Genomic DNA, 21,815 nt, shown 5'->3' on the forward strand with positions numbered 1-21,815 from the left:
TTTAATGAAGACGAAAAAATTTTAGAGACTTTCAAAAATATTCAATGAATAGGGGTAACTCGTTGTGGAAGAAGAGACTACATCTCCGATACTGACTGTGAAAGATTTGTCCGTTGAGTTCGGTCAGTCCCGGGTAATTAACCGATTAAGCTTTTCTGTTTCTCAGGGGAAAACTCTCGCCATTGTTGGCGAATCCGGATCGGGGAAATCGGTTACCTCTCAGTCTATTATGCGATTAGCAGAATCATCGGGAGCGACCTATCCATCAGGTCAAATTCTGTTTTCTCCGGAACAGAATGAAATGGACCTGCTATCGCTCTCTGAGGGTGAGATGCGAAATATTCGCGGCAAAGATATCGCGATGATCTTCCAAGAACCCATGACCTCCCTCAACCCGGTATACACGATCGGAGACCAAATCAGCGAATCACTCATCCTTCACGAAAAACTCGATAAAACTTCTGCTCTGAACGAAAGCATTAAACTGCTCAAAATGGTACGACTCCCAGACGCTGAAGACATGATCCACCGCTATCCTCATCAACTATCAGGTGGTATGCGACAAAGGGTAATGATCGCCATGGCGCTCGCATGTCGCCCTAAACTGTTAATCGCGGATGAACCTACCACTGCCCTCGACGTCACCATCCAAGCGCAAATACTGGCCATTATTAAAGACTTACAGCAAGAATTGAACATGGCTGTGATTTTCATTACCCATGATATGGGGGTAGTGGCCGAGGTAGCTGATGATGTCGTCGTTATGTGGAAAGGGGAGAAAGTCGAACACAAAGAAGTGAAAGAGCTCTTTGCGAACCCTCAACACCCATACACGCAAGCCCTCCTTTCTGCTGTGCCAAAACTAGGCAGTATGAAAGGAGAAGCCTTCCCGAAACGACTGCCGGTGAAGATCATTCAAAACGGTGAAATCCAACTGGTGGGCCATGAAGAAATTCAAGACACCGCTAAATATGATGAAGCCCCACTATTGTCTGTCTCCAACCTAGTTACTCGCTTTGACAGCAAAAAGAGTTTTTGGGGCAAGGTCACTCACAGAGTGCATGCGGTAGAAAACGTGAGTTTTGATATTTATCGAGGCGAAACGCTGGCCTTAGTGGGAGAATCGGGATCAGGTAAATCGACCATTGGTCGCACCATACAACAGCTACAAGAAGCCACCAGCGGCGATGTTAGCTATCAAGGCACTCCTCTTTCGAAAATGAGCAAGAGCGAACGAAAACGCCTACGCCAAGAAATCCAATATGTATTCCAAGATCCTTTTGCCTCACTAGACCCTAGAAAAACGGTGGGCTTTTCCATTGCTGAACCGATTAAAACCCATGACCTCATACGTGGTGAAAGCAAGATTCAGCACAGAGTAAATGAGTTACTTGAACGTGTTGGCTTATCTGCCGAGCATGCGGATCGCTACCCACACCAGTTTTCAGGTGGACAACGCCAAAGGATTTGTATTGCCAGAGCTCTGGCTTCCAACCCTAAGCTCATCATTGCCGATGAATCTTTATCTGCGCTGGATGTGTCGATTCAAGCACAAATTATTAACCTTTTCATGGAGTTACAAAAAGAGCACGGCATCGCTTACTTGTTTATTAGTCATGATATGGCAGTGGTTGAGAAAATCAGCCACCGAGTAGCCGTCCTGTATCTTGGGCAAATTGCTGAGCTTGGCTCACGAGCTCAAGTCCTTGAAAACCCAACCCACTCCTATACACAAAAGTTATTAAGTGCGGTTCCGGTTGCCGATCCAACCATAGAAAAACGCCTTACGAAATTAACTGGTGAAATACCAAGCCCTATCAGACATGTGGATGATGCGCCGGTCATTGTATCTCACCAGGAAGTAGAAGCTAACCACTTCGTCGCCACACCATCATAAGCTAGCAATAACATTTAACCTTATTCGTTATACCTAATTTGGAGAGCTGAAAATGAAAACGCGATTACCTGTTACAACTCTTATCAAGTCATCACTTATGGCCTGTAGTTTATCCCTTGCGGCCTCTAGCTTTGCTAGTACCTTGACGGTTTCCTCCCCGCAAGACCCCGGCAGCTGGGACCCTATCGACACGTTTTTAGTCAACTGGGCATCCGTCGCCACCAACATTTATGATGGTCTTACTTACCGTGGACCAGACCTTAAACTACAACCGGGCCTCGCCACTGAGTGGTCACAATTGGATGAAGGTAAACGCATTCGATTCAAGCTACGTGAAGGGGTGACCTTCCATAACGGCGAAGCCTTTAATGCCAATGCCGTAAAGTTCACCTTTGACCGCTTGATGGGAGCAGAAGGTAAAAAAGGCCCACAAAGATCCAACTATGCCGCCATTAATTCTGTTGAAATAATTGACGACTATACTGTCGACTTTCACCTGAATGCTGCCGACCCAGTTTTGCTGACCAAGCTAGCAGGTTATGGCGCCATGATAGTGCCGCCAGCCTATATAAAAGAACACGGTGAAGACTACTTTAATACCCATCCAGTGGGCACAGGGCCTTTTAAATTCGCAGCCTACGAGCCGAAAGTCTCCATCAAACTTGAAGCCTACCCAAACCATTGGGGCGGCAAACCTAAGCTTTCTAATTTGGACTACCGATTTATTTCTGAGCCTTCTACCGCAGTGGCGGAATTACAATCTGGCCGAGTTGATCTCGTCATCCCACCAACCATCCCAATTGGTATGATCCCTGTTATCGAAGATAACCCAGACCTCAAAGTAGTCTCTACCGCAAGTCCAGGTGTTTATGCCCTGCGTTTCAATACTAAACAAGGAATTACAAAAGATGAGCGAGTACGCAAAGCCTTAATATACGGGGTAGACCGTCAAGCTATTATCAATACCATTTTGGCAGGACAGGCCTCACAAATATCTAGCTTCCAAAGTGCGATTTCGTTTGGTAACGACCCTGAAATGGCACCGCTACCCTATGATCCTACAAAAGCTATGCAGCTGTTAAAAGCCGCTGGTGTGAAGACAGGTACTAAGATCCAAATCGACATTCGTGGTAATGACTCCACCTTTAATGAAGTAACTCAAGCCGTTGCTAGCTATCTACAGATTATTGGTTTGAATGCCACAATTAAGCCCTACGAAACCAATGTGCTGCTCAATGACATCATTCCTGCAGGTAAAACCGGTGCTATGTTCCAGCAGAGCTGGGGCGGTTGGACACTAGATTACGATAATACAGCCTACTTCATGTACCACACGGGTGAAAAGTGGAACCCATACGATAGTGATCCGGCTTTAGATGCTCTTTTAGAATCTCAACGTCCTATTACCGACAGCGCTAAGCGTGAAGAAATACTAAAAGAAATTGCCAACTACACAGCCAATCGCGCATTAGAAATGCCTCTTTATAATCTAAATGCCATTTTCGCTATATCCAATAAAGTTAAAAACTTTACACCTGTACCTGATAGTCGCCTGCGTTTAACGGATGTAAGCGTGGATTAAAGCCATTTTTTCGCCATGGAAAAAGTGATTTCCATGGCGAAAAGTAAGCTTTGTATTTCATTGCTCGTTAGCAGCAATTTTCAGATTACAAATCTCTAGATGTTATTTAAGTGTTTCTTAAATAATGAAACTGAAGGAAAAGTTATGGCGAACTTTTTAATTAAACGTCTCCTACAAGCTATTTTTGTCTTGTTTGCCGTTACCCTGTTGGTCGCCTTTGCGATCCGTTTAACAGGTGATCCCGCGTTGATGCTAACGCAAGGGGCAGGCAGTGTTACCGAAGCAGACTTGGTGTTAATACGAGAAGCATTAGGCATCAACAAACCCTTTTTAGAGCAATACCTCGACTTCATTGTGGGTTTATTCCAACTGGATTTCGGCAATAGCTTTTTAGGCGGTACCCCAGTCTCCGATTTAATCAGCACCTCATTGCCAGCAACCCTTTTGTTGGCAGGGGCCGTCATGGTGATCTCAATTGTGATTTCCATTCCATTAGGCATCAAAGCCGCTGTATCCAAGGGCCAGTGGTCTGATCAATTGATCCGAATCACCTCTTTAATCGGTCTGTCTTTTCCAAACTTTTGGTTAGCCTTGATGTTAGTGCTGGTGTTTTCCATCTGGTTACAGTGGTTACCTCCTAGCGGTATGTCTGGCTTTGCAAGCTTCGTCATGCCAGCTTTCACCATGGCCATTATTTTAACGGCAACAAACGTACGATTGGTTCGATCTTCCATGCTAGAAACCTTACAAGCCCAATATGTCATGGTGGCACGTGCTAAGGGTTTGAGTGAAAACACCGTACTTTATAAGCACGCCTTACGTAACTGTGCCATTCCGCTAATCACTTATTTCGGCCTACAGTTTGGTGGTTTACTAGGCGGCATCGTCGTAATAGAACGCGTCTTTAACTGGCCAGGGCTTGGAACGCTTGCTTTCGATGCTGTCAGTAGCCGTGACTACCCTGTTCTACAGGCTGTCATTACCCTGCTATCAATGCTTATCGTCAGTGTGAATCTACTTGTCGATATTGCCTACGGGTTAATTGACCCACGCATTCGAACGGAGTAAAAAAATGTCTACTAATCGTTTAGCCTCAAATTTATCCCAGTATAAAAGCTTAGAATTTATACTCGGTGCCCTACTAACCGGCGGCATCTGCTTACTCGTTATTTTTGCTGATTTGCTTTTTCAGAGCGCTGACAAAATCGATTTGTCCGCTCGATTATTAGCGCCTTTTACTCACCCTGACCACATTTTTGGAACCGATCCATTAGGTCGAGACATTCTTGCCCGAGTTGTTTCCGGCGGGTCTATTTCCCTGCAAGTGGGCTTTATTTCGGTGGCTGGTGCGGTAGTACTTGGGGTCGTCATGGGGTTGGTTGCGGGTTATTACCGTGGCTTTTGGGATGTAATAGTGATGCGCTTTGCTGATGTGCAGTTAGCCATGCCTTTTATCCTTTTGGCAATCACCTTCATTGCCATTGTCGGTGGAGGCCTAGCCAATATGATTTTCCTGCTCATTATCTCCCAATGGGTGCAATACGCTCGACTCGTGCGTGGCTCTGTTTTGTCTTTACGAGATAGAGAGTTCATCTTGTCAGCTCAAGCCATCGGGGTAAGCAACGTGAGTATCTTGTTCCGTCACCTTTTGCCAAACCTAATCGGTCCCGTCATCGTGCTGATGACCTTAAACGTAGCGAACAATATATTGCTAGAAAGTAGCCTGACATTCTTAGGCTTAGGTGTAGACCCATTAACCCCTAGCTGGGGTGGAATGCTAGCGGATGGCCGAACCTACATCCAAAATGCATGGTGGGTGAGTGTTTTTCCTGGTGTTGCTATTCTGCTGACAGTACTTGGGCTTAATCTATTAGGAGATTGGTTACGAGACAGTTTAGACCCAACTGGGAAAACGTCGCGATGAGTACATTTTTCACCACTGAATTGTCACTTACAACTGATAGGCTGGTTGAGCGTTTCAACCAGCCGCAGTACCAAGGCTGTACTATCGAAGCTTGGCTATTTGCAGATAAAAAGCACCGAAAAGCCGCTGAACAGAAGCTTTTGCAGCATAATGTAAAAGCAACCTTTCGAAGTGCTTATAAGCCTCTAGTACACTTTTTCCTTGAGGATATTCCTTATAAAAAGGAGTCAATTGAGAGCATAAAGGTGTTCTACCCTATTCATAGCAAAGCTTCTGATAAACGCTTTTTATTAGAGTCTTATCCATTAGCCGCCATGATGAAGGATCAGAACATTGAATTTATCGGTAATCCTCAGCAACAAGGGTTTTACCATGTCCATCTGGTTTTAAAATCTGGGGAGCCTCATCAATATCAAGTTTTTGCCCCGAACCATTTACAGCAAAGTGTGATTCAAGAAGAGCATCTTTCTCCAACGGGTTGGCTAAAGGTTTATCACCCTGAGAAAGGCGTGACAGAAGATTCGCGCTTAGTAACGGACTATGAAGAGCTCTTTGAGCAAGCAATAAATGCGATATGTCAGCACCCTTGGCAGCAGCAAGAGCCTTATTTCAAAGAGTTACAGATACTCGTAAAACTACCTTATGAAGATCAGCCATTAGACTTTAAGCAAGAGATAATCAGTCTTAGGGAAGCACTTCATGAAGATTTATATTTTTCCATTCTTGAGTGGTTTAAGGTGAAAAGCGGCTATCTTGCCCATGGTAGAGAAGGACAAGTGGGGCATATTGTGCCAAACATTGTCTTTACGGAAGAAAAGCAAACAAGTGTGCAGATTTCCCTTGAGGATTATCAGCTGGAGAGTTCTAAAGGCTTACAATCACTGGTCAATTGCCAACGCGCGATTAGTGTAGAACAGGCTCAAGCAGAACTTGCTGACATCTCAGGCGTGGATTTTTCAGCTCTAACCATTACTGGTAGAAAGCTGCAAGGTCGCTACCATAAAGGCTCAGATCAAGCTGTGATGATTAGTTGTGGCCAGCACGCTAATGAAACCTCGGGGGTTGTCGGTGGTCTACTGGCGGCTCAATACCTTGCTCAGCAGCCCCATAGCCACTTCAGTATCTGCCCATTAGAAAATCCTGATGGTTATGAATTACATCAAAGGCTAATCAAGGATAACCCCTGCCACATGCATCATGCAGCTCGTTATACAGCCTTAGGAGATGATTTAGAGTACCGTAATCAAGCCCCTTGGTATGAAAAAGAGATTCGTCAAAAAGCCAAGCAATTGAGTGAAGCTAGTTTGCACATCAACCTTCATGGCTACCCATCTCATGAGTGGACTCGCCCGCTTTCTGGCTATGTTCCTCAAGGCTTTGACATGTGGACCATTCCAAAAGGCTTCTTTCTGATTTTACGTCACAGTCATGAACAAGCATGGCAGGATTACGTGGAAAAATTCCTGCCTTTTGTTACCGCTCGATTAACGCAAATACCAGGGCTTATGGCTTTTAATCAGCAGCAGATTGAGCTTTATAAAGAGCATGCTGGGGAGGCTAACTTTCATTTTGTTAATGATATTCCCTGTCTTATCAGCCAGATGGAGAATCCAGATGTTCCAGTGCAACTCGTGACGGAATTTCCGGATGAGACCATATATGGAGATGACTTTGTCTTTGCACACCAAGTACAGATGACAACCGTACTTGCGGCGTATGAAGCACACCAACTGTTCGCTGAAGCTTAGAGAAAACTAACCTTTCATGGCAGTAGATACAGACACCTATTCTGTATCTACTTTTTCTATTCCAATATTAACAATATCCAATTAAGTACCTTACATTCCTTCAACTAGAGTAGAAAAGCTAACCAACTACTTAGCTAGCTTTTCTAATACTCTTGATGCTGCGACAAAGCCGAAGGTAGCGGTCACTGCTGTGCTCGCACCAAAGCCTGTATCACAATTCATTTTCGTTTCTGTGTCGCCTTTTTGCCTTGACTCACAAACGGTGCCATCAAGTTGGGGGTATCTAAGTTGCTCAAGGGAATAGACACACTCTATGTCAAAGCGGCGTTTAGTATTACGAGAAAAATTATAATGACGACGTAGAAAGTTTCTTAACTTTGCCGCCAAAGGATCTTGTTCGGTTCTGGCCAGATCGGCAATCTGAATTTTTGTTGGGTCTATTTGCCCACCCGCGCCTCCGACCGTAATTATTTTACGCTTGTTGCGCTTACACCAAGCAATAAGAGCGGCTTTCGGCTTGAGGCTGTCAATGGCATCAATAATGTAGTCAAACGGCTCTGAGAGAAGCTCAGGCAGGTTATCGGGGGTTATAAAGTCTTCTACACAGTTAATTTGGCAATCTGGGTTGATGAGTGCCATTCGCTCTTTCATCGCATCAACTTTTGGTTTGCCGATATTGCCATCAAGTGCATGGATTTGGCGGTTTGTATTGGTGATACATACGTCGTCCATGTCTATTAAAGTGATCTGACCCACTCCCGAACGAGCTAGTGCTTCAACAGCCCAAGAGCCTACCCCACCTATGCCAATAACGCAGACATGTGCTTTTTGGAAGGCTTCGTAACCGGCTTCACCATATAAACGGCGAATACCGCCAAACCTTTGTTCTTGTGACACAATTTTCTCCTCACAGGCTGAACTTACCTGCGCTTCATTGTATTTCAGTGTATTCTTAAGCTTGTTGCCTATTGATAATCAGACTGTGAGTTATATGATCCAACAAGCCTTTGAAGAACTTGGCTTAACGCCAAGAGAAACTCAACTTTACCAAACTCTTCTTAAACTAGGCCCTTCTTCTATTCGCGATATAGCAGAGCACAGTGGGATAAACCGAGGCAGTGCTTATGAGTCTTTAAAGCAGTTGCAAAGCAAAGGGGTAGTCAGCTACTTTCCGAAGGGAAAACGCCGCTTTTTCACCGCTGAAAGCCCTGATATTTTGCTTAACTTGGCAGAAGAAAGACGCAACCGCCTTAATAAAACCATCGATAACTTAAAAAATACGATTATCCCTAGCTTGCACCAGCAACAGCCAGACTACCACCATACCAATGTTCGCTATTACGAAGGTGACGATGGTATCGAATGGGTTTTGCGAGATATTTTAAACGTGGTATCAGAACAAGACCACAAAGAATATTGTGTGTTCTCTTCAAAGCCTATTCGGCCTTATTTGTATCGCCCTTTCCCGAACTACACCAAGCAAAGAGTAAAGCTAGGCATTAATGTTAAAGTAATAGCCTTGGGAGATGGCGGTGAAGATGCGGAATTATCAGAACGTAAATGGATCAAAACCGAAGGCGCGGTCGACGCCAGCTACATTGCTATTTATCCGCCCAAATGTGCCATCATTTCTCTCGCCAGTAACAACTTTCCTTCTGCCGTTGTTCTTGAATCTCAAGACATAGCAAAGGCCCAGCAAATCATCTTTGATACTCTTTGGAAGATGCTCTAAAACTCTCTCTATAAAACAAAAAAAAGCAGCCGAAGCTGCTTTTTTGATGTTACTTACAAACAATGAATTAACATTGCTTGTTTTGTAACTGCTGAATGGTACGAATACGAGCCACAGCTTCTGCTAGGTCGGTTTTCGCACGAGAGTAGTCAATATCAGTATTCTGATTTGCTAGCTGCTCTTTAGCATATTCTTTCGCTTTAAGCGCTGACTCTTCGTCCAAATCATTGGCACGAATCGCAGTATCAGCCAAAACGGTGACACGGTGTGGTTGAACTTCTAAGAAGCCACCAGACACAAAGATAAACTCTTCTTCACCATCTTCTTTAACCACACGAACAGGGCCTGGCTCCAGTGTTGTTAACAACGCCGCGTGCCCAGGCATAATACCCAAATCACCGTGGCTACCAGGAGCTACGATAGATTGAACATTACTAGAAAAAATTTCCTGTTCAGCGCTTACGATATCGCATTTTACTGTGATAGCCATAAGTTGCCTCTTATATTCATACAGAGTTAAAGCCGACTAAGGCTTTAACTCTGAGCCGTGATTAAAGGTTTTTAGCTTTCTCGACTGCTTCGTCGATGCTACCAATCATGTAGAAAGCTTGCTCTGGCAGATCGTCATATAGACCATCTAGAATGCCTTTAAAGCCAGCAATCGTGTCTTTCAAAGATACATACTTACCTGGTGCACCAGTGAAGACTTCTGCTACGAAGAAAGGTTGAGACAAGAAGCGCTGGATTTTACGAGAACGGTTAACCGTTTGCTTATCTTCTTCAGATAACTCGTCCATACCCAAGATGGCAATGATGTCTTTCAACTCTTTGTAACGTTGCAGAACCATCTGTACACCACGAGCAACGTCATAATGCTCTTGACCGATTACTAGAGGGTCAAGCTGACGTGAAGTAGAGTCTAGTGGGTCGATCGCAGGGTAGATACCCAAAGAAGCGATATCACGAGACAATACAACGGTTGCATCCAAGTGAGAGAAAGTTGTTGCTGGAGACGGGTCAGTCAAGTCATCGGCAGGTACGTATACCGCTTGTACCGATGTGATAGAACCAGTCTTAGTAGAGGTGATACGTTCTTGAAGAACACCCATCTCTTCAGCAAGAGTCGGCTGGTAACCTACCGCAGATGGCATACGACCTAGCAATGCAGATACTTCCGTACCCGCCAGCGTGTAACGGTAGATGTTATCTACGAAGAAAAGTACGTCGCGACCTTCATCACGGAACTTCTCTGCCATAGTCAAACCAGTCAATGCAACACGTAGACGGTTACCTGGTGGCTCGTTCATCTGACCGTATACTAGAGATACTTTGTCGATTACGTTCGAGTCAGTCATCTCATGGTAGAAATCGTTACCCTCACGAGTACGCTCACCAACACCAGCGAATACAGAATAACCGCTGTGTTCGATCGCGATGTTACGGATCAGCTCCATCATGTTTACGGTTTTACCTACACCGGCGCCACCAAACAGACCAACTTTACCACCTTTCGCGAAAGGACATACTAGATCGATTACTTTGATACCAGTTTCTAGTAGTTCGTTACTAGAAGACTGCTCAGAGTAAGACGGTGCATCACGGTGAATAGACCAACGCTCTTCTTCACCAATAGGACCTTTTTCATCGATTGGGTTACCAAGAACGTCCATGATACGACCTAGTGTTTTAGTACCAACAGGTACTGCCACTGGGTTGTTGGTGTTTTGAACAGCCAAACCACGCTTCATTCCGTCTGTAGAACCCATGGCGATAGTACGTACAACACCATCACCTAGTTGCTGTTGAACTTCCAACACCAACTCTTTGCCCTCAATGGTAAGGGCATCATATACTTTTGGCACTTCGTCACGTGGGAATTCCACGTCAATGACTGCACCGATAATCTGTACAATTTGTCCGCTACTCATGTTCGGATCCTCTTAATACCTTAATACCTTAAACCGCTGCCGCGCCGCCGACAATCTCAGAAATTTCCTGAGTAATCGCTGCTTGACGAGCCTTGTTGTACACCAATTGCAATCCATCAATGATGTCGCCCGCATTATCTGTCGCATTTTTCATCGCGATCATACGTGCAGCTTGCTCACAGGCAATATTTTCAACCACTGATTGATACACTTGAGATTCAATATAACGAACCAATAACGCGTCTAAAATTTCAACGGGCTCTGCTTCGTAAATATAATCCCAGTGGTGCTGTAACTCTGTACTCTCTTCGGCTTCTAATGGAAGAAGCTGCTCGACCTTAGGCTTTTGCGTCATGGTGTTGACGAACTCGTTAGAAACGATGAACAAGCGGTCAATTTGACCTTCATCAAACGCATCTAACATAACCTTTACACTGCCGACTAGGTCATCTGCTTTTGGCGCATCACCTAATCCAGTGTAAGCGGCTGTTACGTTGCCACCATAATTTTTGAAGAAAGAAACTGCTTTACTACCGATTGCACAAACGTCTATTTCAACGCCGTCATCAGCATACTGTTTCATTTCTTTAAGCGCCGACTTAAACACGTTTACGTTTAAGCCACCACATAAACCTCGGTCAGAAGAGATTACGATATAACCAACACGCTTCGCCTCACGCTCGGTAAGGTAACGGTGTTTATATTCAGGATTCGCGTTGGCCAAGTGGCCAACTACTTGGCGAATTCGTTCCGCATACGGACGAGAAGCGGCCATACGATCCTGAGCTTTACGCGTTTTACTTGCAGCTACTTTTTCCATAGCGCGCGTAATTTTTCGCGTATTGTTAATGCTCGAAATCTGAGTACGTATCTCTTTTCCGACTGCCATAATAAACTGCCCTTGTGAGAATGTTATTTCACAAACGATAAAAGTGATGGCTAATGTTTAATTAGCCATCCACTGATTACCAAGTTTGCGTCGCTTTAAACTTCTCGATTGCCGCTTTAAATGTCGCTTCAATCTCGCCGTTGAAATTACCAGTTTGGTTAATATCGGCCATAAGATCAGTGTGCTCACTGTTCATGTAACCTAATAACGCACTTTCGAAACTGCTAATTTTGCTTGTTTCAACATCTTCAAGGAAGCCGCTATTGGCAGCGTAAAGAACAACACCCATGTCTGCTACAGGCATTGGGCTGAACTGTTTCTGTTTCATCAGTTCAGTAACTTGCTTACCATGCTCAAGCTGCTTACGAGTTGCTTCATCAAGGTCAGAAGCGAATTGCGCGAATGCCGCCAATTCACGGTACTGAGCTAAAGCAAGACGAATACCGCCACCAAGCTTCTTAACGATCTTAGTTTGCGCCGCACCACCTACACGAGATACCGAAATACCGGCGTTCATCGCAGGACGGATACCAGAGTTGAACAGACCTGTTTCTAAGAAGATCTGACCATCTGTGATAGAGATAACGTTCGTTGGTACGAACGCAGATACGTCACCACCTTGAGTTTCGATGATAGGCAATGCTGTCAAAGAACCTGTTTGACCTTTTACTTCACCGTTAGTGAATTTTTCTACGTAGTCAGCGCTTACGCGAGAAGCACGCTCAAGAAGACGAGAGTGTAAGTAGAAAACGTCACCTGGGTAGGCTTCACGACCTGGTGGACGACGAAGCAACAAAGAGATTTGACGGTAAGCCCAAGCTTGTTTAGTCAAATCATCATAAATGATCAATGCATCTTCACCGCGATCACGGAAATACTCACCCATAGTACAACCAGTGTACGGTGCAAGGTAAAGCATAGAAGCAGGGTCAGAAGCGCCCGCTGCGATCACTGTGGTGTATTCCATAGCGCCAGCTTCTTCAAGCTTACGTACTACGTTTGCAATGGTAGATTGTTTCTGACCGATTGCTACATACACACACTTAATGCCACTGCTCTTCTGAGCAATGATGGTGTCGATTGCCAATGCCGTTTTACCTACCTGGCGGTCACCGATGATCAACTCACGCTGACCACGACCAACTGGAACCATTGCATCAATCGCTTTGTAACCAGTTTGGATAGGCTGGTCAACAGACTGACGAGCGATAACACCAGGTGCTACTTTCTCTACTTTGTCTGTCAACTGTGCATTGATGTCGCCTTTGCCGTCGATTGGGTTACCCAATGCGTCAACAACACGACCTAATAGTTCAGGACCAACTGGAACTTCCAGAATACGACCTGTACATTTAACTTTTTGGCCTTCTACAAGACCTTGGTAATTACCAAGTACAACGGCACCTACAGAGTCACGCTCTAGGTTCAACGCCATACCGTAAACACCACCAGGGAATTCAATCATTTCCCCGTACATTACGTCTGCCAAGCCGTGGATCAGAACAATACCGTCTGCCACGCTGACAATTGTACCCTCATTTTGAGCATCAGATGATACATCAAGATTTTCAATACGCTTCTTGATGATTTCGCTGATCTCAGATGGATTCAGTTGCTGCATGCTAAATTCCTCAACCCTGTTTTCGATTTAACGAAACACTAGGAGTTTATCGCTTCGGACAGTTTCGCTAATTTACCGCGTACTGACCCGTCGATGATTAAGTCACCTGTACGGATAACCACGCCACCAAGTAAGCTCGCATCTGTATCACTGGTTAAGTTGATCGTACGATCTAACTTTTTAGCCAGTGCTGCGGCCAAAACTTGTGTCTGTTCTTCTGACAATGCGAAAGCAGAGACGAATTCAACATCTACCGCTTTCTCATAGTTCAGCTTGAACTGTTGAAACAAATCAGAAATCGCAGGTAATAGCGTTAGACGCTTATTTACTGCTAGGGTAAGCAAATAGGCTTTGCCCTGTTCTGATACTGCTTCTGCACAAATTTCCGCAAGTGCGTTCGCTTTCTCTTCCGCATTAAAAGCTGGATTCTCAAGTGCCTTTTTGAGCACAGGGTCCATCGTTACTTGAGCTAATGTCGTTAACATTTCAGCCCATTGTGTGATGGAACCTTGCTCACGAGCTACTTCAAAAGCCGCTTTAGCGTATGGTCGCGCGACTGTTTTTAGTTCAGCCATTAAACCCTCGCTTAAAGCTCTTTAGCGAGTTGTTCAACGATCTCGCTGTGTGCTTTTTCGTCAACAGTAGCACCCAAAATTTTCTCAGCGCCAGCAAAAGCTAGAACAGAAACTTGTGCACGCAATGCTTCTTTAGCACGCAATACATCTTGTTCGATCTCTGCTTGAGCAGCTTCGCGCAAGCGTTTGCCATCAGCAATCACTTGTTCATTCGCTTCTTCGATAATTTGGTTTGCACGTTTGTTAGCTTGTTCAATAATCTCGGCCGCTTGTGCCTTGCTTTCTTGCAATGTCTTATTAGCTTCTTCTTGGGCTAATTCAAGATCGCGAGAAGCGCGGTTAGCTGCTTCCAAACCGTCAGCTATTTTTTTACTACGCTCTTCAAGAGCAGTAATAATTGGTGGCCATACAAACTTCATGCAGAACCACACAAAAATAGCAAACGAGATAGCTTGGCCTATTAGTGTGAGATTAATATTCACGCAAATATCCTCGCTCTAGTCGTTCAAAAAATAAATCACTTTTAATAATAGCGACTTATTAGCCTGCAACCTGAGCGATGAAAGGGTTCGCGAAAGTAAAGAACAACGCAATACCAACACCGATCATAGATACCGCATCAAGAAGACCTGCAACGATAAACATTTTAGTTTGTAGCATAGGTGCAAGTTCTGGTTGGCGAGCACTCGCTTCCAAGAATTTACCACCTAAGATAGCAAAACCAATCGCTGTACCCAGTGCAGCCAAACCGATAAGGATTGCTACAGAGATAACAGTTAAACCTACTACAGTTTCCATTTTAACTCCTAAATTACACAGTTTTTAAAGATTAAAGTTTATTATTCAAAAGAATTAGTGTTCTTCATGCGCCATGCTGAGATAAACAATCGTCAGCATCATGAAAATGAATGCTTGTAACGTTATTACTAGAATGTGGAAGATCGCCCATGGCACAGATAGCGCCCATTGAGCAAACCAAGGCAAAATAGCAATAAGGATAAAGATCAATTCACCAGCATATAAGTTACCGAACAAACGTAGTGCAAGAGAAACAGGTTTCGCCAATAGGCCTACCATTTCCAACACGAAGTTGAACGGAATCATGATTGGTGTATTGAAAGGTTGTAATGTTAGTTCTTTCGTGAAGCCACCAAAACCTTTAATGCTAATGCTATAAAAGATAATGAGAGCAAACACAGACAAAGACATACCTAAAGTAGCGTTAATGTCTGTTGTCGGAACAATTTTGAAGTACTCTAGACCAAATACGTCGTGAGCAATTCTTGGAACGAAATCCACAGGGATCAAGTCCATCAAGTTCATTAAGAAAATCCAGACAAAAATCGTCAAGGCTAAAGGCGCAATTACTTTGCTCTTACCATGAAAACTTTCTTTTACTGAATTATCGACAAACTCAACCATCATCTCAACAAAGTTCAACAAGCCTGAAGGTGTTTCAGTTGAGGCTTTTTTCGCTGCAACGCGAAATAACCACAAAAACAGAATACCCAGACCAATAGAGAACCCCATTGTGTCTAAATGAATTGCCCAAAAGCCCATATCTGCGGCTTCTTTAGATGTTCCTGCAATACCCCAGCTACCATCAGGATGCTGACCAAAAGTCAAATTCTGAAGGTGGTGTTTTATGTATTCGGAAGCACTTGGATTTTCACTTGCCATATTTACATCCACGCTCTTAATGATAAAACCTGTACCTTCTTGCTGCTTAGCGCTTCAGCAAGATAGGGCTGAGCCAATGGCTCAAAATAACGAATCCAAAACCTGCAAAAAAGTAACCTGCGGTTAAGGGCTTTATGTAAACGAAAACCAGCGACAATAAAACAGCTGTCAAAACTAATTTACCGGCTTCGCCACGATAAAAGGACTTTACAACATCCCTAGCTGGTCGGGCTCCTTTGTGTCCAAAGACCCGCCAAGCCATATATATACTTGGTATTACGCTGACACCACCACCCAATAAAAAAGAATACGCATTGGTAGTAGTACTAAACAGCCAAATCCCTAATGTCACAACAATAAGCAGTAAAGATTGCAGAAAAATAAAGCCAAATACGGCACGCTTTTTTGCTCTTAGCAACAGGCTTGAGCTAAGCGGTTTGCTGTGTCCAACTTGCATTCTTTCCTCTGCACTTAAACAGTGCACACCCCATTAGGATTTATAAAATTCGAGGCATTATATGAGTAAAAGCCAAGCGGTTCAACAGAAACTCGCTCCTCTCAACACTTTCTAACAAACTTGTCTAGGGAGCAGAGAGCGCTTACTTTATTTTTCCGTAAAAAATTCACTAATCAGCAATTCCAAGTGCTCTGGATTGCGATACTCAATTACTAATTTACCTTTACCCTTTGCAGATGCTTGAATCTTTACAGCAGCATTGAGTTTTTGACTAATACGTTCTGCTTCTGCACTTAAATCAGGCACAGTCGATTTTTCTAAGTCGTTAGCGTCTTGTTCCTGTGCTTGAAAACTCTTCACTAGCCGTTCAGTTTCTCGAACAGACAACGATTTAGTAATGACTTGCGATGCCGCTTGGATTTGTTGCTCATGTGGTAATGGCAGTAGCGCTCTTGCATGCCCCATTTCAATATCACCGTGCTCTAGCAGGCGTCGTACTTCAGGCATTAACCCCAGTAAACGCAATAAGTTGGCTACTGTAGAGCGTGATTTACCTACGGTATCCGCAATTTCTTGCTGAGTTAGATTAAAGTCATCGACTAAGCGTTGTAACGCAATCGCCTCTTCAACAGGGTTAAGATCTTCCCGCTGAATATTTTCAATTAATGCTAGTACAACAGCGTCGCTATCTTCTACATGACGGACAATAACTGGCACTTGATCCAAGTTGGCAAGTCTTGCCGCGCGCCAACGGCGTTCACCTGCAATAATTTCATACTTATTATGGCCATCCGGGCGCACCACAATTGGCTGCATTATGCCTTGTGTTCGAATAGAGGCAGCCAATTCTTCTAGGTGCGTTGGGTTCATATCACGACGAGGTTGAAATTTACCTTTAGCTAACCAATCGACAGGCAAATAAGTTAAACCTTTTACTTGCTCTTCTTGCCCACCGTGTTCTGCGGCATCTACAGCAGCTGTTTGTGGCGCTAAAAGAGCGTCTAAGCCACGACCTAAGCCGCGTTTTTTTGTCGTCATTCTACAAACCTTAATTCGTCTAAATAGGCGTTCATGTTTTATTAAGCAGACTGTTTACGAATAAACTCACCCGCTAGAGCAAGGTAAGCCACAGCCCCTCGGGACTGCTTTTCATAATGTAAAACAGGCACCCCGTAACTCGGTGCTTCAGCAAGTCGAATATTCCTAGGAATAACGGTATCGTATAACTTGCCACCAAAGTGCTTCTGTAATTGGCTGGACACATCATGCGTTAAACTCGGCCTTGGATCATACATAGTTCTGACTATGCCATCAATTTGTAAGGCCGGATTTAAAGCGTGCGTAATACGCTCAATAGTCTGTAAAAGTGCGCTAAGACCTTCCAAGGCGTAATACTCACATTGCACAGGAATCAGCACACCTTGGGCTGCCGATAAAGCATTCACTGTCAGCATATTTAATGAAGGTGGACAATCTAACAAGATAAAATCGAATTCATTGTCTACTTCGTACAACCCAGATCGTAGGCGCGTCTCTTTACTGGGTAAGTCTAATAAAGCGACTTCTGCCCCAGTTAAATCCCCATTTGCGGGTAAAACCCAATAGTCACCAGGGTCGCATTTTTTCATCACTTCTTTAACGCCATGGCTACCTACCAACACGTCAAAAACACTAAACTCAAGTTCATTTTTAATCAGACCACTACCTGTAGTAGCATTGCCTTGAGGGTCTAAATCAATCAATAAGACTCGGCGTTTCATTGCCGCTAACGAAGCCGCTAGGTTGACGCACGAAGTGGTTTTACCCACGCCCCCCTTTTGATTAGTAACAGCGATGATTTTTGCCATAGTATTATCCTTTACGAGTCATAGTAACCATATGACGTTCTGCATGCACATTGGCTACTTGTAGCGGCTCAACACTCACTAACTCAACTTCTTCAGGAAGCAACGCCAATTCATCATGAGGGTAAACCCCTTTCATTGCTAAGAAGTTACCTGAATCTTTAGGCAAGGGTAAAGTCCAATTGATCATATCTTGAATCGAAGCAAATGCCCGAGATGTCACATGGTCGTACTTACCTTGTTGGGTATGCTTTTCTACACGTTCATTCGCAACGGTCACATTGGACATGCCAAGTTCCATTTTAACTTGCGTTAAAAAACGTGTTTTTTTGCCATTGCTATCAAGTAAGGTAAATTCTTTTTCAGGGTAACAAATAGCCAAAACCATGCCAGGCAAGCCAGGTCCTGTGCCTACATCAATAATTTTATTACCTGTAATAAAAGGCAAAATAGCAAGGCTGTCTAACAAATGTAAATCAATCATCTGCTCGACATCGCGAATAGCGGTTAAGTTATAAGCCTTATTCCACTTTTCCAGCATGGTTAAATAATCAACCAAGCGTTGAATCGTGGCATCAGAAAGGTTGGCGCTCATTTTCTGAGCGCCTTTTTGAATCATATCAAAATGTGTCACAGTCGAATCCATGTAAAAGGAATGTTCGGCTGATGATTTTAGGCAGTTTTACGTGCAATGGCACGCTTTTTCAGATGAATTAACAGTAAAGATACTGCTGCAGGTGTCACACCTTGAATTCGAGAAGCGGCTGCCAAAGTAGCAGGACGTGCATCATTAAGTTTCTGTTTCACTTCGTTAGACAAGCCATCAAGCTCATCATAATTCAGGTCATCAGGTAACAAGGTGTTTTCTTGTCGTCTCAAGCGCTCTATTTCATCCGCTTGACGAGAAATATAACCTGCATACTTTACTGAAATTTGAACCTGTTCAGATACTTGCTCATCTACTGCTAGTTCAGGTGCATTTTTCAGATCCGCAACATCGGCATATTCAATACCTGGACGCTTAAGCAAATCTAATAAACTGTACTCTCGGCTAATAGGAGTCTCAAGTTTTGGGTTTATACTTGCTGCTTCATCCGAACCAGGTACAATCCAAGTTGATTTTAGTCTCTGTTCTTCACGAGCAATGGCTTCACGCTTGTCACAGAATGCCTGCCAGCGCTTGTCGCTTACTAGGCCAAGCTCTCGACCCTTTTCAGTTAAACGAATATCGGCATTATCTTCTCTTAGAATAAGACGATATTCAGCACGACTGGTGAACATTCTGTAGGGTTCTTTAGTCCCCATGGTAATAAGGTCATCCACCAGCACGCCTAAATATGCTTCATCACGGCGAGGAGTCCAAGGGTCTTTATCTTGAGCCAATAGCGATGCATTTAGCCCCGCCAATAAGCCTTGCGCTCCAGCTTCTTCATAGCCAGTTGTGCCATTTATTTGGCCGGCAAAAAACAACCCAGGCATGTGTTTTGTTTCAAGGGAGTACTTAAGATCTTGAGGATTAAAGTAATCGTACTCAATCGCATACCCAGGGCGCATAATATGAGCATTTTCCATACCTTTCATAGAACGTACTAGTTCAATTTGGACATCAAAAGGCAATGACGTTGAAATACCATTAGGATACAACTCATGAGTAGTTAAACCTTCAGGTTCAATGAAGATTTGATGGGAGTTTTTATCGGCAAAGCGAACTATTTTATCTTCTATTGAAGGGCAATATCTTGGGCCAACACCTTCAATAACGCCAGTGTACATAGGTGATCTATCCATACCACTACGAATAATATCGTGAGTCTTTTCATTGGTATGAGTAATAAAGCACTCTATTTGGCGGGGGTGCATATCGCGATTCCCCAAGTAAGACATTACTGGAGTGATGTCATCACCGGGTTGCAGTTGCATTTGAGAAAAATCAACGGAACGAGCATCAATTCGCGGTGGTGTTCCCGTTTTCAAACGGTCAACGCGAAATGGCAGAGCCCTTAATTTTTCTGCTAATCCAATAGATGGCGGGTCACCTGCACGGCCACCAGCATGATTTTGCAATCCTACGTGAATAACACCACCTAAAAAAGTACCTGCTGTAAGTACAACTGTTTTACTTCTAAAACGAATACCTGTTTGAGTCACTACACCTCGTGCTGCACCTTCTTCAACAATTAGGTCTTCAGCTGACTGTTGAAACAACCATAGGTTAGGTTGGTTTTCTAATACTTCTCGAATCGCTGCTTTGTAAAGAATACGGTCAGCCTGTGCCCGAGTTGCTCTTACTGCTGGGCCTTTGCGTGAGTTCAAAGTACGAAATTGAATTCCTGCTTTATCAGTTGCTAGACCCATAGCACCGTCTAAGGCATCAATCTCTTTTACTAGGTGGGACTTCCCAATACCACCAATAGCAGGGTTGCAGGACATTTGTCCTAAAGTTTCAATATTATGCGTAAGTAATAAAGTCTTCACGCCTGTACGAGCTGCAGCAAGAGCCGCTTCCGTACCTGCATGGCCTCCACCTACCACAATCACGTCAAAGCGACTTGGGAAATCCACGGTAACCTCGGAAATAAAAAGTGAATAAAAAACGATCAATTATCGATTGAGGCCGCTAAGTATAAAGACAAATTTTCAAAAAGAAAGGGACGACCAAGATTCACCCCGGTCATCAATATTAAATAAAATTAAGATATATATATGTCTTCTTATGTTTATTATGTCTATATAGCTAAGTTTTTTCTGTATATAACTCAATAAAACCTAATTATTTCATAGCTTTATTGGGTTAACATCTTGTAGTCAAAGGGCAGAGAAACATGTGATGTGGATAACATTAAACTGTTAATAAAATAGCAAGTTATACACATGTGAATAAACCTCTTTAAGTTACTCAAAACTGTGCAAAACTTTTTATCCACTTATCTTCAATCTTATCAACAATCAGTGTAGTATCTTTTTTTGTTTATAAGAGTTTGTTTTTAAAGAATTTAATTTATTTTTGGTGGAAAAAATAGGTAAATATCAAAAAAAATAATCCACATGAAAAAAATTATTTTTTCTTCTTTCTTTTTACTAAGCGATTGAGTGAGTTCTTCTTTTTAGCAATGGCCAACTGGAGTGAATTGTGTATAAAAGTATCAATTTGATTTTTATAGACAACCGGTCTAAATTGTTAGAACCATTACACAAGAGTATTACCATTGACGATAGATCATAAAGCAAAGCCACGACGGGGAAGACCCAAAAAGGCCATTAACCAAGATCAAAATACCCGTGATGCACTACTTAGAGCGGGCATGGAAGTACTCACGGAAACAGGTTATGTTCGCAGTGGGCTTGATAACATATTAAGCCGAGTATCAGTGCCTAAAGGCTCTTTCTACTACTACTTCTCAAGTAAAGAAGTGTTTGGTCTCGAAGTACTTGCTAAATATAGGCAGTTTTTTGAACACTCTTTAGATCGATGTTTACTGGATACTAAACATGATCCACTAGAGCGTTTTAGGAACTTTGCTCATCAGGCTGCTTTAGGAATGAACAAGTATGAATGTCGGCGTGGTTGTCTTGTGGGGAACTTAGAGCAAGAGTCGATCTTTCTATCACAAGAATTTCGTTTGCGAATACAAGCGACCTATTCTAGTTGGGAAAAGCGGGTTGAGGCATGTTTGCTTGAAGCGGCTGAGGTAGGAGAAGTAAAACCAATGGAAGCACCTGCTGATGTTGCAAAAGCATTTTGGATTGGCTGGGAAGGAGCGGTGCATAGGGCTCGGCTAGAAAAGAACACACAGGCTCTTGAAGCCTTTATGAGATTTTTCATTCACTCAATTAAAGCTTAGAGAATAATATTTAGAAATGACTGGTTATTGAAAACCAGCGATTTTTAATTCTAAGCTCTCTAAGAGAAGTTAGGTATTTAACTAGACACTTGGTCT

At 43.4% G+C, this 21,815-nt stretch carries 21 protein-coding genes; 7 read left to right on the plus strand and 14 right to left on the minus strand.

Translation table 11 applies throughout. The features are described from left to right. Nucleotides 1–64: 64 nt before the first annotated feature. The 5 genes from ACYVGZ_RS13075 (at nucleotide 65) to ACYVGZ_RS13095 (ending at nucleotide 7,151) form a co-directional block, all read left to right on the plus strand. A complete protein-coding gene (locus ACYVGZ_RS13075) occupies nucleotides 65–1,897 on the plus strand; it encodes an ABC transporter ATP-binding protein (RefSeq protein WP_460756367.1) in 1,833 nt (610 codons plus the stop codon). 52 nt (nucleotides 1,898–1,949) lie between these two features. Continuing rightward, entirely contained in the window at nucleotides 1,950–3,479 is a 1,530-nt protein-coding gene (locus ACYVGZ_RS13080) for an ABC transporter substrate-binding protein (protein ID WP_460756370.1), read from the plus strand. 144 nt (nucleotides 3,480–3,623) lie between these two features. Next, nucleotides 3,624–4,547, plus strand: coding sequence for an ABC transporter permease (locus tag ACYVGZ_RS13085; RefSeq protein WP_460756372.1), 924 nt, complete (start codon nucleotides 3,624–3,626; stop codon nucleotides 4,545–4,547). A 4-nt stretch (nucleotides 4,548–4,551) separates the two neighbouring features. After that, complete coding sequence (locus tag ACYVGZ_RS13090) at nucleotides 4,552–5,403, plus strand: ABC transporter permease (protein ID WP_460756375.1); 852 nt, start codon at nucleotides 4,552–4,554, stop codon at nucleotides 5,401–5,403. Further along, on the plus strand, nucleotides 5,400–7,151 hold the full coding sequence (locus tag ACYVGZ_RS13095) for a M14 family zinc carboxypeptidase (protein ID WP_460756378.1): 1,752 nt from the start codon (nucleotides 5,400–5,402) through the stop codon (nucleotides 7,149–7,151). Before ACYVGZ_RS13090 ends, ACYVGZ_RS13095 begins: the two co-directional genes overlap by 4 nt. 126 nt (nucleotides 7,152–7,277) lie before the next feature. On the opposite strand, the gene tcdA is transcribed toward ACYVGZ_RS13095, so the two are convergent. Continuing rightward, a complete protein-coding gene (tcdA, locus tag ACYVGZ_RS13100; protein ID WP_460756381.1) occupies nucleotides 7,278–8,048 on the minus strand; it encodes a tRNA cyclic N6-threonylcarbamoyladenosine(37) synthase TcdA in 771 nt (256 codons plus the stop codon). A gap of 94 nt (nucleotides 8,049–8,142) precedes the next feature. Here tcdA and ACYVGZ_RS13105 point away from each other — a divergent pair, with 94 nt between their 5' ends. Then, on the plus strand, nucleotides 8,143–8,883 hold the full coding sequence (locus tag ACYVGZ_RS13105; RefSeq protein WP_460756384.1) for a TrmB family transcriptional regulator: 741 nt from the start codon (nucleotides 8,143–8,145) through the stop codon (nucleotides 8,881–8,883). 67 nt (nucleotides 8,884–8,950) lie between these two features. Here the strand turns inward: ACYVGZ_RS13105 and ACYVGZ_RS13110 are convergent, their stop codons facing one another. The 13 genes from ACYVGZ_RS13110 to mnmG all read right to left on the minus strand — a co-directional run bounded on the left by ACYVGZ_RS13110 (nucleotide 8,951) and on the right by mnmG (nucleotide 20,439). Continuing rightward, nucleotides 8,951–9,373 (minus strand): F0F1 ATP synthase subunit epsilon, encoded by a 423-nt coding sequence (locus tag ACYVGZ_RS13110; protein WP_460756387.1) that lies wholly within the window; start codon nucleotides 9,371–9,373, stop codon nucleotides 8,951–8,953. Between the two features lie 61 nt (nucleotides 9,374–9,434). Continuing rightward, nucleotides 9,435–10,811, minus strand: coding sequence for a F0F1 ATP synthase subunit beta (atpD, locus tag ACYVGZ_RS13115; RefSeq protein WP_460756390.1), 1,377 nt, complete (start codon nucleotides 10,809–10,811; stop codon nucleotides 9,435–9,437). A 28-nt stretch (nucleotides 10,812–10,839) separates the two neighbouring features. Next, a complete protein-coding gene (atpG, locus tag ACYVGZ_RS13120; protein ID WP_460756393.1) occupies nucleotides 10,840–11,700 on the minus strand; it encodes a F0F1 ATP synthase subunit gamma in 861 nt (286 codons plus the stop codon). A gap of 76 nt (nucleotides 11,701–11,776) precedes the next feature. Further along, nucleotides 11,777–13,321: a F0F1 ATP synthase subunit alpha gene (gene atpA, locus ACYVGZ_RS13125; protein WP_460756395.1), complete on the minus strand. Its 1,545-nt coding sequence runs from the start codon at nucleotides 13,319–13,321 to the stop codon at nucleotides 11,777–11,779. Nucleotides 13,322–13,359: 38 nt separating this feature from the next. Next, on the minus strand, nucleotides 13,360–13,896 hold the full coding sequence (locus ACYVGZ_RS13130) for a F0F1 ATP synthase subunit delta (protein WP_460756398.1): 537 nt from the start codon (nucleotides 13,894–13,896) through the stop codon (nucleotides 13,360–13,362). An 11-nt stretch (nucleotides 13,897–13,907) separates the two neighbouring features. Further along, nucleotides 13,908–14,378, minus strand: coding sequence for a F0F1 ATP synthase subunit B (locus tag ACYVGZ_RS13135; protein ID WP_460756401.1), 471 nt, complete (start codon nucleotides 14,376–14,378; stop codon nucleotides 13,908–13,910). A 58-nt stretch (nucleotides 14,379–14,436) separates the two neighbouring features. Next, nucleotides 14,437–14,694: a F0F1 ATP synthase subunit C gene (gene atpE / locus ACYVGZ_RS13140; protein ID WP_087610906.1), complete on the minus strand. Its 258-nt coding sequence runs from the start codon at nucleotides 14,692–14,694 to the stop codon at nucleotides 14,437–14,439. A gap of 54 nt (nucleotides 14,695–14,748) precedes the next feature. After that, entirely contained in the window at nucleotides 14,749–15,576 is an 828-nt protein-coding gene (gene atpB / locus ACYVGZ_RS13145) for a F0F1 ATP synthase subunit A (protein ID WP_460756405.1), read from the minus strand. A 46-nt stretch (nucleotides 15,577–15,622) separates the two neighbouring features. Next, complete coding sequence (locus ACYVGZ_RS13150) at nucleotides 15,623–16,033, minus strand: ATP synthase subunit I (RefSeq protein WP_460756408.1); 411 nt, start codon at nucleotides 16,031–16,033, stop codon at nucleotides 15,623–15,625. A 147-nt stretch (nucleotides 16,034–16,180) separates the two neighbouring features. Beyond that, complete coding sequence (locus tag ACYVGZ_RS13155; protein WP_460756411.1) at nucleotides 16,181–17,071, minus strand: ParB/RepB/Spo0J family partition protein; 891 nt, start codon at nucleotides 17,069–17,071, stop codon at nucleotides 16,181–16,183. 41 nt (nucleotides 17,072–17,112) lie between these two features. Next, entirely contained in the window at nucleotides 17,113–17,880 is a 768-nt protein-coding gene (locus tag ACYVGZ_RS13160) for a ParA family protein (protein ID WP_460756414.1), read from the minus strand. Nucleotides 17,881–17,884: 4 nt separating this feature from the next. Further along, nucleotides 17,885–18,511: a 16S rRNA (guanine(527)-N(7))-methyltransferase RsmG gene (gene rsmG, locus ACYVGZ_RS13165; protein WP_460756417.1), complete on the minus strand. Its 627-nt coding sequence runs from the start codon at nucleotides 18,509–18,511 to the stop codon at nucleotides 17,885–17,887. Nucleotides 18,512–18,549: 38 nt separating this feature from the next. After that, nucleotides 18,550–20,439 (minus strand): tRNA uridine-5-carboxymethylaminomethyl(34) synthesis enzyme MnmG, encoded by a 1,890-nt coding sequence (gene mnmG, locus ACYVGZ_RS13170; protein WP_460756420.1) that lies wholly within the window; start codon nucleotides 20,437–20,439, stop codon nucleotides 18,550–18,552. Nucleotides 20,440–21,083: 644 nt separating this feature from the next. On the opposite strand from mnmG, the gene acuR reads away from it, so the two are divergent. Continuing rightward, nucleotides 21,084–21,719, plus strand: coding sequence for an acrylate utilization transcriptional regulator AcuR (gene acuR / locus ACYVGZ_RS13175; RefSeq protein ID WP_460756423.1), 636 nt, complete (start codon nucleotides 21,084–21,086; stop codon nucleotides 21,717–21,719). The last annotated feature ends 96 nt before the right edge of the window (nucleotides 21,720–21,815 follow it).

The sequence above is a fragment of the Marinomonas epiphytica genome (genome assembly GCF_054780655.1).